Raw genomic sequence first — 14,705 nt, forward strand, 5'->3', positions numbered from 1 at the left:
ACCAGTTTTTTATTTAAAAAAATAACTATTTGTATAAAAAAATTTAATCGCATAAATATTGTATTTTATTTAAAAACATATAGTATGTCAGTATTGAAAAGAATCAACTGTTAAAATTAGGAATCAATAGTAGGATTTGCACATTTTTTTAACTGGATCTTCCAAAATAATGAAGCTCCTCATACCAGCTGCTTATCTATCTTGAGAAAATGTCAATGTCTACCAGCAGAAGTGCGTTTGGTGTAAGATAGACATAGCTTGTTGGTCTTTATTTTGGTCATTGAGCAAGACCTATTAAAGAAATAAAGACAAGTAACTCAGCGCCTTTTTTCAGTATGATTAACTAAACCATTCCCTCAAGGAGGAACCTATGAATACTACACGTTCTCAACAAAATACGAATAAAAAACGTCTACCTGTAATTATTATTGTTGTTGTAATTCTTCTGCTTGCTATCGCTGGATTTTTCGGGTATCGATTTTACGCAGAACAGCAGGCACTTGCCGCCAGCAAAAAAGTCGTGACAGATTATATCGCGATCCTGAAAAAACAAGATTTCGATAAGCTCCCTTCACTTCTCGTGGAGGATAGTGCGGAACGAAACGGTTTTTCAGATAAAGAGATCACGGAGAAATATCAAGCGATCTATTCCGGTGTCGGTGCCGATCAACTGGATGCCAAAAATATCAAAGTCACTCAAAAAGATGGGAATACGTATGATTTTTCTTATACTCTGTCCATGAATACTTCATTAGGAGAACTGAAAAGTCTAAAATACGAAGGAATTGTCGATAACAGCGGCAAAACGCCGAAATTAGAATGGGGTCCAAATCTTATTTTTCCGGGAATGTCCGGTAAAGATAAAGTCAGCGTATCTGTTCAAGACGCGATACGCGGGGAAATTATTGATCGCAACCACCAGCCGCTGGCCACAAATGCCGCGTTAACACAATTAGGAGTGATCCCTAGTCAATTAGGCGAAGGTGATACCAAAGAGAAAAATATCAAGGCGATCGCTGAGCAATTCGATTTAGAAGAGTCAGCTATTACACAAGCCCTTGAACAATCTTGGGTCCAACCTGATTATTTTGTGCCGCTGACGATCATCGACAGCGACGATCCCGAATTGCCTGCCGGTGCCAGCACACAGAAAATAACCGGCCGCAGTTATCCTCTAGGAGAAGCCGCCGCACAATTGATCGGTTATATAGGAACGATAACCGCCGAAGATATCGAAAAAAATCCCGAATTGAGCAGCAGCGGCAAAATCGGCCGTACTGGTTTAGAAGCAACCTATGACAAAGAGTTGCGGGGACAAAATGGCGGTAAGATCGCCATCACTGATGAAAATGGCGAAGAAAAACAAGTTTTACTAGAGAAAAAGAAAATAGATGGTGAAACGATCCAATTGACTATCGACCAATCAGTTCAAAAAGCCGCTTATAACGCGTTAGATGATAAAGCCGGCGCTACGGTCATCACTCAGCCTAAGACGGGCGATCTGTTGGCCGCTGTCAGCTCACCAAGTTTTGATCCAAACAAAATGACAAACGGCATCTCCCAAAAAGATTATGATGCCTATGAAAACAACGAAGATAAACCGTTCTTGTCTCGTTTTGCTACCCGCTACGCTCCCGGATCAACCTTTAAAACGATTACGGCTGCCATCGGACTGGAAAACGGTACGATCGATCCTGCCGAAACCTTAACGATCGATGGGCTCAAATGGCAAAAAGACAGCTCTTGGGGCAATTATCAAGTAACCAGAGTCTCTGATGTACCTCAAGTCAATCTAAAAACAGCGCTTGTCTATTCAGACAATATTTATATGGCCCAACAAACGCTAAAAATGGGCGAAAAGAAATTCCGTGCCGGCTTGGATAAATTCATTTTTGGCGAAAAACTTGATTTGCCAATCGCTATGGAACCTGCACAGATTTCAAACGAAGACAATTTTAATTCAGATATTCTTTTAGCAGATACCGGATACGGCCAAGGACAACTGCTTCTGACACCGATCCAGCAAGCTGCCATGTATTCGGTCTTCGCAAACCAAGGAAAACTGGTTTATCCTAAATTGTTACTGGATGCTGAAACAAAAACAAAAGAGAATGTCGTCGCTTCAAACGCTGTCGATACGATCGTTGAAGATTTAAAAGCCGTTGTGACTGATCCAAACGGCACAGCCCACAGCCTGTCTGCATTAGGTGTCGATATAGCAGCGAAAACCGGGACCGCTGAGATCAAAGAAAAACAAGATGAAAAAGGACAAGAAAACAGCTTCCTTTTCGCATTCGATCCTGATCAAGGCAATTATTTGATGGTATCCATGCTGGAAGACCGTCAAGATGATGAATCCGCAACGGCCTTGGCAAGTGATGTCTTAGCGCAATTGAATGGTTTGAAATAAAAAATAGCACCAGAATAATTGCAACAATAAAAACATACAAAAAAGCTGAAATCGATCGATTTCAGCTTTTTTATTATTCAAATTTGGATTAAAGTCCTACTCGCTCAAAAATGGTATCTACATTGCGAAGATGATATTGATAATCAAACGCGTCATCTAGATCTTCCGAGCTCAATACGGAAGTGATCTTTTCATCTTCTTCCAACAAAGGTCGGAATGCGGTTTGATGATCCCATGCGTAGGCCGTTTTCGGTTGTACCAGATCATATGCTTCTTCTCTAGTCATGCCTTTGTCGATCAGTTTCAGCATCACACGCTGGCTGTAAATCAAACCGAATGTCGCATCCATGTTGCGTTTCATATTTTCTGGAAAGACCGTCAGATTTTTAACGATATTACCGAAACGGTTCAACATGTAATCTAAAAGGATCGTCGTATCCGGTAAAATGATCCGTTCTGCTGATGAATGGGAAATATCCCGTTCGTGCCATAAAGAGACATTTTCATAGGCTGTCACCATGTGTCCTCGGATCACACGAGCAAGTCCGCTCATGTTTTCTGAACCGATCGGATTGCGTTTGTGAGGCATCGCGGATGAGCCTTTTTGACCTTTAGCGAAGAACTCTTCCACTTCTCGGGTTTCTGATTTTTGCAGACCGCGGATCTCTGTGGCAAAACGTTCAATACTGGTTGCGACTAATGCCATTGCGGAAAAATATTCCGCATGGAGGTCACGAGGCAGTACTTGCGTAGAGATTTCTTGGGGACGGATCCCTAGATGCGTGCAAACATACTCTTCGATATAGGGCGGGATATTCGCAAAAGTCCCTACCGCTCCAGAGATTTTACCAGCTTCCACACCTTTTGCCGCATGTTCGAAACGTTCGATATTGCGTTTCATTTCCGAATACCAAGTTGCTAATTTCAATCCAAATGTTGTAGGTTCGGCATGCACACCGTGAGTCCGGCCCATCATGACAGTGTATTTATGTTCTTTCGCTTTTTCAGCGATGATTTGAGCAAAACGTTTCAAGTCTTCTCGCAAAATATCATTGGCTTGTTTGATCAAATAACCGTACGCTGTATCTACAACATCGGTACTTGTCAGTCCATAATGGACCCATTTGCGCTCTTCTCCTAATGTTTCTGATACTGCCCGTGTAAAAGCCACTACATCATGACGTGTTTGTTGCTCGATTTCTGCAATGCGCTGGATATCAAAAGAAGCATTTTCCCGAATCTTCTTTACATCTTCTTTCGGGATCTCGCCTAATTCCGCCCATGCTTCATCTGCCAGAATCTCTACTTCCAGCCATGCTTGGAAACGATTTTTATCTGTCCAGATTTCTCCCATTTCTGCTCTTGTATAACGCTCTAACATTCGTCTGCTCCTTCTAATCCCAAATATTTGTTTGATAGATATCCTCTAAAGTTTGATAGATATCTGTTGTTGGAATGGTGATATGACCCATTTTACGACCGGCTTTCGCTTCATGTTTACCATAATAATGAAATTGCCAATCTGGTTTCATGGAGATCAAATCATAGGTATCTGTCAATTCGTCGCCTAAAATATTGATCATGACCGCATCAGTCAAAAGACGAGCTTCTCCTAACGGCCAACCGCAGATCCCGCGTATGTGGGCATCGAATTGGCTCATGGAACATGCTTCGATTGAGTAATGTCCTGAATTATGAGGTCGTGGTGCTAATTCGTTGACGTAAATACTTCCTGATTTGGTCAAAAACATCTCGATCGCTAAAACGCCTCGTAGATCTAACGCTTCTGCTACGACCCGCGCGATCCGTTGGGCTTCTTCTGCCACTTCAGGGATCACACGAGCTGGTGCGATCGTTTCATGTAAAATATTATTGCGGTGGATATTTTCTACTACCGGAAAAGTCGTAAATTCGCCATTTCCATTGCCGGCTACCATCACCGAGATCTCTTTTTCAAAAGGGATCCACGCTTCTAATTCACAAGTCCCTTCTCGTAAAAGATTCATTGATGGTGCCAAATCAGCGGTGCTGTACAACACATATTGTCCTTTGCCGTCATATCCCCCTCTTGTCGTTTTCAATACGCAAGGGTAACCGATGCTTTCGATCGCATCTTGGATATCCGTGGGGCTAATGATGGTGGCATACGGTGCAATAACGATATTATTTGCTTCTAAAAATGATTTTTCCAGCAAGCGATCTTGGGTGATCGCCAAAAGATCAGTACCTTGAGGAACATAAGCCAACGGTAAAATACTGTTCAGGGCTTCTACACTGACATTTTCAAACTCATAGGTAATCACATCACAACGTCGTGCCAATTCTTCTAAAGCGAAGATGTCTTCATACGCGGCAACGATATGCCAATCAGCAACTTGTGCCGTTGGGCAGTCTTCTACCGGGTCCAAAACTCCTACTCGGAATCCCATTTTTTTTGCACTGAGGGTCAACATTCTCCCTAATTGTCCGCCACCAACGATTCCTATCGTTGCTCCTGGCATAAGCGGCTTAACCAAGTTGATCACTACTTTCCATCACAGTTTCGCGCATCTTCTCGCGATGTTTCGCAAGCTTTTCTGCTACTTCTAAATCATACATTGAAAGCATTTGTGCCGCAAGTAGTCCAGCGTTGATTGCACCAGCTTTTCCGATGGCGGTGGTCGCCACAGGTACCCCACCCGGCATCTGCACGATGGATAATAAAGAATCCAATCCATTTAATGTTCGTGATTGGACTGGAACACCAATCACCGGCAATGTCGTCTTAGCTGCAACCATCCCCGGCAGATGAGCAGCACCTCCCGCTCCGGCAATGATAACTTTGATCCCGTTTTCCCGTGCATTTTCCGCGAATTGAAACATTTCATCTGGTGTTCGATGTGCAGAAACTACCTTCTTTTCAAAAGGAATCGCTAATTCTTCCAGTATTTCACATGAATGACGCATCGTTTCCCAATCTGATGTACTTCCCATAATTACAGAAACCAACGGCTGCATAATTTACTTCCTTTCTTAACTATTCTTCATTAATTTTAACGAGGCACACTAGATCTGTCAAAAGAATATCGAATATTTAATAGTCATAACTTTTTATTGTTCGTGTTTGTTAAAAAAATAAAAAAAGAGCGGAAATCCGCTCTTTTCATTTATATATTTTCTTCAAACATTTCTTCCAATCCATCTTCTTGCTTCAAACCGTTAAAGATAAGATTCAATACGATCGCTGTCAAACTGCTTATCACGATCCCATTTCCAGTGAACATTTGGACTGTTTCAGGCAGTTTGCTGAATAGTTGAGGTGTGATATTGAAACCTAAACCAAATCCAATCGATATCGCAATGATCAATAGGTTTTTGTCATTAGCGAAGTCGACTTTAGACAGCATACGCATCCCCTGAACAGCTACCATCCCGAACATAACCAGCATCCCGCCGCCTAAAACCGGCTCGGGAATGATTTGTGCAAGAGCACCGATTTTAGGAAATAGACCTAAGATGATCAAAAAGAACGCAGAGAAATAAATCGGTTTTCTGGTTTTGATTCCAGATAATTGAACTAATCCGACATTTTGAGAAAAGCCTGTGTAAGGGAAAGTATTGAAGATCCCGCCAAGAATGACTGCCAAACCTTCCGCGCGATAGCCGCGTTTCAAGTCGTCTTCTTTTACTTGTTTACCGGTGATATCGCCAAGCGCGAAATAAACACCAGTCGATTCAACCATACTGACAATCGAAATGATGATCATCAAAATGATCGACCAAACATCAAAGGTCGGTTTGCCGAAGTAAAATGGTTGCGGAACATGGAAAATAGGCGCATGTCCGATCGCAGAAAAGTCCACCATCCCCATTATGTAAGCTAATAAAGTACCGCCTATCAAACCGATCAAAACAGAGATCGAACGGACAAATCCTTTGGTAAATACTTGGGTACCAATGATCAATAAGATCGTTATAAAAGCTAGCAGCAGATTATTATGAGAACCGAATGATTGCGCTGTTGCATCGCCGCCACCCATTTTTGTGATAGCTACTGGTATCAGCGTAAGTCCGATCACAGTGATCACTGTTCCGGTAACTAAAGGCGGAAATAATTTTTTGATTTTAGAAAAGACGCCTGAGATCAACACAACAAAAATCCCTGAAGCGATGATCGAACCATAAATCGCTCCGATCCCAGCTTTTCCACCAATCAAAATCAGTGGAGCTACCGCTTGGATCGCACAGCCTAATACAACCGGCAAGCCGATACCAAAAAATTTCGTAACAGTCAGCTGTAACAATGTAGCGACGCCACACATGAAAATATCAATGGAAATCAAATAAGTCATTTGTGTTTCATTAAAACCTAATCCCGTCCCGATCAATAAAGGTACGGCTACTGCTCCTGCGTACATAGCCAACAGATGTTGCAAGCCCAACACCGCCGCTTTGGCTTGTGATTGCTCTGTCACTGCTTTTGTCTGTGTTTGCTTTTTCAATTAAGCATCCTCCTCGATAAATTCCACCTTTCCATTTGATAACGATGCGATTCTAGCCAAAGAGACAACTTTCAGTCCCATTTCCTCTAATAATTCGCGTCCATCTTGGAAGGATTTTTCAATAACAATACCGATACCTTCAACTTTTGCGCCAGCTTGCTGACACAACTCGATCAAACCTTTTGCAGCTTGACCATTAGCCAAAAAGTCATCAATAATCAGTACGTTATCCTTTTCAGACAAAAATTTTCTTGAGATCGAGATCGTACTTGTCACTTGCTTGGTGAATGAATAGACAGAAGAAGTCAATAATTCTTCATTCATTGTCAGGCTCTTGGATTTGCGGGCAAAGACCATTGGAACACCTAATGTTTGTGCCGCGTACAATGCCGGCGCGATTCCTGAAGCTTCGATAGTAACGACTTTTGTGATGTTCGCATCTTTAAAAACTTCTGCGAAGCGTTCACCGATTTTCTCCATCAATTCAGGATCCACTTGGTGAGTCACAAAGCTGTCGACTTTCAGCACACCTTCGCCTAATACTCGTCCGTCTTTTTCGATTCGTTCTATAAGTTCTCTCATTCTTACTACTCCTTTTTTATTGAAAATTAAACAGAAAGACACCTTTTTTTGCAGATAAGCAAAAAAGGTGCCCTTCAGCACTTTTTTCACTTATAGTCCGATATTTCCGGTATCGGGTAGAGACTGTCGACCAATTACGACGATATATAAGTTGTTTTTGTCTAAAATATAGCTTTTAGTATGCCTGCTGACGATTAAAAACTCAAGGGGTGAAAGCCTTTCCTATCTAAAAAAATCCTAATATTTTTAGATAAATCAACAAAATCATTCGTTATCTTTTCTTTCCAAGTCCCGATAATAATCCATCTTATGGCTGAACAGTTCACCGTTTGAAGGCGGTGTATAGGTGATCGCATTCGCACCGGCTTCGATCGTTTCTAAGATACTTTCATCGGTGGGGCCACCGGTAGCAATGATCGGCAAATCTGGATAATGCTTGCGGAAATGCCGAACGGTCTCTGCCGTTTCTTTACCAGCGCTGATGTTGATCAATTTGACACCGGCTTCCAGCTTCTCATCAATGGGAGTATATTTAGAAGTGACCGTACTGATCACGGGAATATCTACCACCTGACAGACTTGTCGGACGGTTTCTACTGGCGTAGGTGAATTCAATACTACACCGATCGAACCTTGCGCTTCTGCGAACATACTCATATATTGGGAGCGCTGACCGCTAGTCAATCCTCCGCCAACTCCTGAAAAAACCGGGATATCTGCGGCTTCGATGATGCTTTTAGTGATCGCCGGATGCGGCGTAAAAGGATAAACTGCGATCACGGCATTCGCATTGGTATTGCGAATGATCGCGATATCTGTTGTAAAAATGATGGAACGTATTTTTTTCCCAAAAAAGTGGATGCCGCTTGCTTTGCGGATCACCTCAGGAACTCTTACAATATCTTTTCGTAACTCAGATGTGATGTTTGGGACCATTTGCTCTTCCATACGCCACTCCCTTTCTCTTACTCATCATATTTTGCTAGATCATATTGTTCAATGACACTTATGATTTTATCAGCATAGGTGGGATCTGTCGCATATCCTGCCTCTTGCAAGGCTTGTGCCGCTTCTTTATAATTTTTCGCCGTCAATACGCCTTCATAAAGTTTTGGATTCCAATCAACGCCATTGACAAAGAGCATCGTATGGTCGTCCATCGAATCCTGCCAAGAGTCATATACTTTGAATTCACCTTTGATGGTGATCCATTGTTCATTGACGAATTCTTTGGTTTCTAACTTTACTTTCTTTTGATTTCCATAGGCCTTGATCCCGAAAAGATTATTGTACTTACTGCTAAGGGTGCTTTCCCCAAAATTGGATTCGAGCCCCGCCTGTCCCAAAATAATGCTCGGCAGAATACCGTAGCCCGTCTGCAGCTCTTTGGCATGAGGCGCCAGCTTCTCGATAAATTCTCTCCGACTCATTCCTTTATCAGGTTCATTAAAAAATTGCTGCAGCGGTTGTAACGGACTGCTGAGACTTCTTAAAGAAAATGAAAAAGCCAGCCCAATAAGCAGAAATCCGGCGATGATCGCCGGCATCCGAACTTTTTGTTTCTTTTTGTATTTTCTTATTGCCATAGCTCCTCCTATTTTTCAGTCAAACGTTGGATATATTCTTCCAATGTAATATGGTGTTTTTCGATATATGCTGCACTTTCTTTCCCGACATACCGCAAGTGCCATGGCTCATAGGTGATTTTTGTGATATCTTCTTTTCCGTCAGGGTATCGAACAATAAATCCATATTTATATGCATTGGCTTGCAGCCATTTTGCCCCCGGCTTTTTGCTGTAGCTTTCGTCCAGAATCATATTAGGATTGCTGGCCAGCCACTGTTCATCCACGACATCGATTGCCAAACCGGTATGATGTTCGCTGAATCCCGGTTCGGTCATTGTCTCCATCGCTTTTTTCTTAGCATCAGCTTCCGATAAATTATTTTGGCTCATCAGCTGTGCAATTCGTGCACTAAAGACTGCCTCCTGATCGCTGACCGAACGAAAAGCAGAGATCAATCGCAAATTGATGCCGGCTTTTTTTGCTGAGGAAACCAGATCATTATAGGCTCCTTCGATCCGTCGATCGATTTGCTGACCGCCGTTGATCGTCACTAATTGATCCGCAGACACTTCTTTTTTGATATGGTGATCTGGACTGACTAAAACCAACTGCCAATCGTTGACAGAAACATCAGGCAGATCTGCAAAAGCGGATTGTTTTACTGCTTGTGTTTTTACCGCTTCTTTTTGCGCTGTTTTTTCTTTTGAAACAGTCGTTTTCTCCGCATAAGGTTCCTGCGCTTCGCCATATTTGATGGAAGCAAAAATGATGCCACCTAAAACTGCCAAAATGACTACGACTTTTCCTGCTTTTTTCAATTAAAAAAATCCTCTCAATGTGTAAATCCAACTACTTTGTATATGCATCTTCTAAATTTTCATTGACCCAGTTCAATAATGCCACTTTTTCATTTTTTATTTGCTGCTGGATCACCGCTGGCAGGCGGAAATTCAGAATATCATCAAAACCCCATTCATCATAAGTGATAGTGACCTTCAAATCAAGATATTGTTGTTCCTGGCCTTCTTCATTATAAGAAATCATTTCAGCCGTCGCTAAATTAGAACTCAGCCATTTTTGCGCGATCTTGGTTTTCATTTTTTTGTACTCGCTGATCGCAACTGTTCGTTTCTCTGGAAAAATAATGGTTTGCCGTAAGATTTTTTGCAGCAGCATCCACTCGTAGTCGCTGAATAGATTTTTGATTTTTTGATTTTGTTCAGCGGTCAGATTGCCTTTACCGGCTTTCCACGCTTCCCAAGTTGTTTGATCAGCACCTAAAATGCTTTCGTAAAAACTTTTTTCGCTGGTGTATTGTTCGTGTATCGTATTCACTAAAATTTGGATATATACTTCATGCATAAAAGAACGCCTCCTCATAAACAATTCTACTGAATTTAGCATGGAAAATCACCTCAAAACCTTAGGAATTTCCCTTTTTTTAAGGAAATTTTGCTAAGCGTTCGTGGTTTTTCTGCTATACTGATTATAACCTAACTAAGATAGGAGCGTGTTTCAATGAAAAAATACAATTGGGGGATCATTGGTCTTGGCGATATCGCCCACCAATTCGCAACCGTTTTTTTACAAGAACAAAGTGTGCTTTATGGTGCGGCTTCTCGTACATTAGCAAAAGCGCAAGCCTTCGCAGAAAAATATCAAATCCAACATACTTATGGTTCTTACGAAGAGATGCTGGCTGATCCAGCGATCGATGTCGTCTACGTAGCTGTTCCCAATCAGTTTCATAAAGCGCATATTTTGCAAGCGCTGCAAGCCGGCAAACATGTGCTTTGCGAAAAAGCGATCACATTAGATCTGGCTGAGTTAGAAGAAGTCGCGGCAGTTGCCCAAGAAAAAGGATTGATCCTGCAAGAAGCCATGACGATCTTTAACATGCCGCTTTTCAAAGAATTGCGCGGTATCGCTGATTCTGGAAAATTAGGGAAATTAAAGATGATCCAAGCACCTTTTGGCAGTTACAAAGAACCTGATCCGAACAACCGCTTTTTCAATCCAGAGCTTGCCGGTGGCGCATTGTTGGATATCGGTACTTATGCCGTTTCCTTCGCCCGCAGTTTTATGACAACGGCTCCTAAAGTCATCGCCAGTGATGTGTTGCCTTTTGAAACCGGTGTCGATGAACAATCGGTAACGATCCTTCGCAATGAACAGAATGAAATGGCGGCTGTCACATTGACTTTCCAAGCGAAAATGCCAAAAGTTGGGATCGCGGCCTTCGAAAACGCATATATCACCGTTGCAGATTATCCTCGTGCGGACAAGGCAGAGATCATTTACAACGACGGCACCAAAGAATTCATTGAAGTCGGCAATACACAAGAAGCGCTGAATTACGAATTGGCTGCAATGATCGCGTCGATTGAAGGCGCACCAAATCATTCACTCCAACTTACAAAAGACGTGATCACGGTGTTAGACCAAATGCAGAAGACTTGGAACGAATAAAATATTTCTGATCACTTATAAATAAAAAGGACAATGCTCTCACCTATCAAGGGAACATTGTCCTTCTTTTTACTTTGGAGATTGATTAGGATTGTTTGGTAAATTCCGCTTTTATTTGGATAAAAGTAGTAAAAGATTGCAAGAATTGGAACAAGCGTGCGCGATTTTCAAATTCTTCTCTTGTTTGCGGCAGTGGTTTTTGCCGATAGTTTTCATATACTTGATAAATTTCTGCTAGGATCTGTTTGCCATCGTTCGCTTCAGCAAATTGTTCTGAAGTGATCTGCAGCAGATGACGGACACCGTAAATTATTTCTTCGTCCACATAAATATGATCCAGCAAATCGATCATATCTCCTAATACGCGCAACTGAGTACGCCGCATAGCGAAATACTCTTTAAAGTAGCCGTTTTTTGCCATCCATTGATTCTCTTGATGGAGCACCGCCCGCTTTTGGGCATCATTGATAAAAGACAGCAGTCCATTACATTCATCCAATAGTTTGGCTTCCTGCTCAGGCTGATTTAAATACTTTGCCATTTTCTGCAGCAAATTGCGAAACATCTCTTCAATGACTAATTGATCTTCTTTCAACTTTTTTTGCAGATCGGGCATCACTAAATTAAACAGCAGTGCAAAGCCTACCCCCAATCCCATCAAAAAAAACTCATTAAGGATCAGCGCCGGAGCAAATGAAGCTTCGATCATATAATGAGTAACTAAAACAGAATTCACAACGATCCCGTCTTCCAGCCCTAAGCGGACAGAAACGCCGATAAACAGCAGCAGATACACGCCAAAAGCAATAGGATTAAACCCTAAGATCTGAAAACAGATAAAAGCGATGATCGTTGCCAAAATTAGCGAGCTTACTCGGTAGATCGCGGTCATCAATGACGTCCGCTTTGTATTGCCGACACTTAAAACGGCGATGATTCCTGCAGCTGGCGCAAATAATAATTGCAAAGCATTCGCGGCCAGTAACGCTAAGGTCGCGGCGACCGCCGTCTTGATCGTTCGTAACCCGATTTTCATGAAAATTCCTCCTTGTTTTTTACATAGTAATCTAAAACAGTTTAAACTGGCAATCATTTTGATAGTTCGATATGATAAAGAAAAAAGGAGAATTTTATGTACTTTGGACGATTCCGAATTGGCATGCGTACCATGAAGACCGCCCTTGCTGTCATGCTCTGCATCTTGCTTTTTGAGATCCTTGATCGCGGTGTCCCGCTGATTGCCGCTCTTTCCGCGGTATTCTCACTGCGGCAGGATCTGACTACCACCGTTTCTTTTGGCCGCTCACGTATTTTAGGCAATACGATCGGAGGCGCGGCAGCGATATTTTATTTTTTTATCAAGCAGTATTTTCGACAAGATTTTCTTGTAGAGCTTTTCATTTTACCTATTTTAGTAGCTGTCGTGATCATTATTTCCGACGGTATCAATAACAATACTGGTATTGTGGCGGCAATTGCTACGATGCTGCTGATTGCATTGAGTGTACCTCAAGGAGAATCTTTTCTCTATGCCGTCCAGCGAGTGATCGATACCTTTATCGGAACATTTATAGCTATCAGTATCAACTTTGTCATTCGACCGCCGGAACAGGAAAAAGAACAGCAAATCACAGAAGATCTGGAAGAATTGAAAAAGAAAAAAACCGAACTAGAATCCATGCTGTCAGAAATCCAGAAGAAAATCGAAAAATCAGAAGATGATCCTTTGTGAGGGACTTTTGAAATTTTCTAATAAGGTTATTATCTTTTGATTTGAAAAACCAACAAATACCCAAGCTATATATTTGCAGAAACAATCTATATAGCCTGGGCATTTGTTGGTTCTTTATTGTTCTCTTTGTAAAACTTTATCCGAAAAACGCCAGCAAAACACCAGCGGCAACCGCTGAACCGATGATACCTGCCACGTTGGGACCCATAGCATGCATCAATAAGTAGTTGGAAGAATTGTTTTTCAACCCTTCTTGATGCACTACTCGCGCTGCCATCGGAACTGCCGAAACCCCAGCTGCTCCGATCATGGGATTGACAGCTCCTTTTGTCAGCCGACACATCAACTTGCCGAATAAGACGCCGGCTGCTGTACCGACAGCAAAAGCAAACAACCCTAACAGGATGATCTTGATCGTAGCAAGCGAAAGAAATATCTCCGCTTCAGCCTTGGCTCCTACTGTCAAACCCAACAAGATCGTTAAAATAAACATCAACGAATCCTGCAATGTCGCTGTCAGTTTAGGGACGACCTGAGACTCTCGGATCAGATTTCCCAACATCAAACTTCCGATCAATGTCGTTGCCGCCGGGACTATCAATGCCACAAAAATCGTCGTAAAGATTGGAAAAATGATTTTTTCTTTGCGTTTGACGCTGCGCTGCATGTGCATCTTGATCTTGCGTTCTTCTTTTGTTGTCAATGCATTGATGATCGGCGGCTGGATAATCGGCACCAATGCCATATAAGAATAAGCGGCAATGGCGATCACAGGAAGCAGTTCAGGTGCCAAGCGAGTCGTTAAATAAATCGCCGTTGGCCCATCCGCGCCGCCGATGATCCCGGTAGCCGCTGCTTCTGGACCTGTCATGCCTAAAAGGATCGCTCCGAAAAAAGCCGCAAAGATCCCGAATTGTGCCGCCGCCCCTAAAAGCAGTGTTTTAGGATTGGCGATCAGCGGACCGAAATCCGTCGCTGCTCCTAAACAAAGAAAAATCAACGGCGGATAGATCCCTAATGCTGTTCCTTGATAAAGATAATAAAGCAGTCCGCCTGGCTCCATACTGGTTGGCGGTGCAAAGATCCCAGTCAGAGGCAAATTGACTAACAATATGCCAAATGAAATCGGCAATAGCAGATACGGCTCATATTTTTTAAAAACAGCTAAATAAATAAAAATCAGTGCAATAATGATCATCACTGCATGTTTCCATGTCAAACCAGCTATCCCTGATGATACAATCATTTCTTGGATTATCTCAGTCATCGGTCATCTCCTTCATCAAATGATTGAATGCCACTAACGCTCCCCACAAAACAGCTAAAATAAAAAATACCAAAAACATCGCAACGAACGTGATAACACTTGCATCTATCAACGACATTTTTTCACCCCTCTTTTTCATTGTAACAAAGCTCACAAAAATTACCAAAGAAAAGCCGACAGCACACGATTTTGGATT

General features: G+C 42.2%; 15 protein-coding genes and 1 riboswitch. Of the genes, 3 read left to right on the top strand and 12 right to left on the bottom strand.

Features of this window, described 5'->3' with window-relative positions; translation table 11 throughout:
* The first annotated feature begins 370 nt into the window (after positions 1-370).
* Positions 371-2,410, top strand: coding sequence for a penicillin-binding protein PBP4(5) (pbp4, locus tag EFB00_RS01335; protein ID WP_122645145.1), 2,040 nt, complete (start codon positions 371-373; stop codon positions 2,408-2,410).
* An 88-nt stretch (positions 2,411-2,498) separates the two neighbouring features.
* On the opposite strand, the gene purB is transcribed toward pbp4, so the two are convergent.
* The 9 genes from purB to EFB00_RS01380 all read right to left on the bottom strand — a co-directional run bounded on the left by purB (position 2,499) and on the right by EFB00_RS01380 (position 10,403).
* Positions 2,499-3,791, bottom strand: coding sequence for an adenylosuccinate lyase (purB, locus tag EFB00_RS01340; RefSeq protein ID WP_122645146.1), 1,293 nt, complete (start codon positions 3,789-3,791; stop codon positions 2,499-2,501).
* A 13-nt stretch (positions 3,792-3,804) separates the two neighbouring features.
* On the bottom strand, positions 3,805-4,926 hold the full coding sequence (gene purK, locus EFB00_RS01345) for a 5-(carboxyamino)imidazole ribonucleotide synthase (protein WP_206423482.1): 1,122 nt from the start codon (positions 4,924-4,926) through the stop codon (positions 3,805-3,807).
* Positions 4,919-5,407, bottom strand: coding sequence for a 5-(carboxyamino)imidazole ribonucleotide mutase (gene purE, locus EFB00_RS01350; protein WP_122645148.1), 489 nt, complete (start codon positions 5,405-5,407; stop codon positions 4,919-4,921). Before purE ends, purK begins: the two co-directional genes overlap by 8 nt.
* A 149-nt stretch (positions 5,408-5,556) precedes the next feature.
* On the bottom strand, positions 5,557-6,864 hold the full coding sequence (locus EFB00_RS01355; protein ID WP_277424033.1) for a nucleobase:cation symporter-2 family protein: 1,308 nt from the start codon (positions 6,862-6,864) through the stop codon (positions 5,557-5,559).
* A gap of 27 nt (positions 6,865-6,891) precedes the next feature.
* Positions 6,892-7,473 (bottom strand): xanthine phosphoribosyltransferase, encoded by a 582-nt coding sequence (locus EFB00_RS01360; protein WP_122647010.1) that lies wholly within the window; start codon positions 7,471-7,473, stop codon positions 6,892-6,894.
* Positions 7,474-7,546: 73 nt separating this feature from the next.
* Positions 7,547-7,643: riboswitch (purine riboswitch) on the bottom strand.
* Between the two features lie 94 nt (positions 7,644-7,737).
* On the bottom strand, positions 7,738-8,421 hold the full coding sequence (locus EFB00_RS01365) for a beta/alpha barrel domain-containing protein (RefSeq protein ID WP_122645149.1): 684 nt from the start codon (positions 8,419-8,421) through the stop codon (positions 7,738-7,740).
* Positions 8,422-8,438: 17 nt separating this feature from the next.
* Positions 8,439-9,059: a glycoside hydrolase family 73 protein gene (locus EFB00_RS01370; protein ID WP_122645150.1), complete on the bottom strand. Its 621-nt coding sequence runs from the start codon at positions 9,057-9,059 to the stop codon at positions 8,439-8,441.
* 8 nt (positions 9,060-9,067) lie between these two features.
* Entirely contained in the window at positions 9,068-9,859 is a 792-nt protein-coding gene (locus tag EFB00_RS01375) for a M15 family metallopeptidase (RefSeq protein ID WP_241153387.1), read from the bottom strand.
* 31 nt (positions 9,860-9,890) lie between these two features.
* Positions 9,891-10,403 (bottom strand): hypothetical protein, encoded by a 513-nt coding sequence (locus EFB00_RS01380; RefSeq protein WP_122645151.1) that lies wholly within the window; start codon positions 10,401-10,403, stop codon positions 9,891-9,893.
* 156 nt (positions 10,404-10,559) lie between these two features.
* On the opposite strand from EFB00_RS01380, the gene EFB00_RS01385 reads away from it, so the two are divergent.
* Positions 10,560-11,510, top strand: coding sequence for a Gfo/Idh/MocA family protein (locus tag EFB00_RS01385; RefSeq protein ID WP_122645152.1), 951 nt, complete (start codon positions 10,560-10,562; stop codon positions 11,508-11,510).
* 85 nt (positions 11,511-11,595) lie between these two features.
* On the opposite strand, the gene EFB00_RS01390 is transcribed toward EFB00_RS01385, so the two are convergent.
* A complete protein-coding gene (locus EFB00_RS01390; RefSeq protein ID WP_122645153.1) occupies positions 11,596-12,546 on the bottom strand; it encodes an aromatic acid exporter family protein in 951 nt (316 codons plus the stop codon).
* A gap of 96 nt (positions 12,547-12,642) precedes the next feature.
* On the opposite strand from EFB00_RS01390, the gene EFB00_RS01395 reads away from it, so the two are divergent.
* Positions 12,643-13,242, top strand: a complete 600-nt coding sequence (locus tag EFB00_RS01395; RefSeq protein WP_122645154.1) for an FUSC family protein — start codon at positions 12,643-12,645, stop codon at positions 13,240-13,242.
* Positions 13,243-13,378: 136 nt separating this feature from the next.
* Here EFB00_RS01395 and EFB00_RS01400 read toward each other — a convergent pair whose 3' ends face one another.
* Together EFB00_RS01400 and EFB00_RS13720 are read right to left on the bottom strand one after the other, a co-directional pair.
* Positions 13,379-14,509 carry a sodium ion-translocating decarboxylase subunit beta gene (locus EFB00_RS01400; protein WP_122645155.1) on the bottom strand — a complete coding sequence of 377 codons (1,131 nt, stop codon included), beginning with the start codon at positions 14,507-14,509 and terminating at the stop codon, positions 13,379-13,381.
* Complete coding sequence (locus EFB00_RS13720) at positions 14,502-14,627, bottom strand: hypothetical protein (RefSeq protein ID WP_277424017.1); 126 nt, start codon at positions 14,625-14,627, stop codon at positions 14,502-14,504. The genes EFB00_RS01400 and EFB00_RS13720 overlap by 8 nt, the downstream gene beginning before the upstream one ends.
* Positions 14,628-14,705 lie beyond the last annotated feature (78 nt).

The organism is Enterococcus mediterraneensis, from assembly GCF_900604485.1.
GTDB classification, from domain to species: domain Bacteria; phylum Bacillota; class Bacilli; order Lactobacillales; family Enterococcaceae; genus Enterococcus_C; species Enterococcus_C mediterraneensis.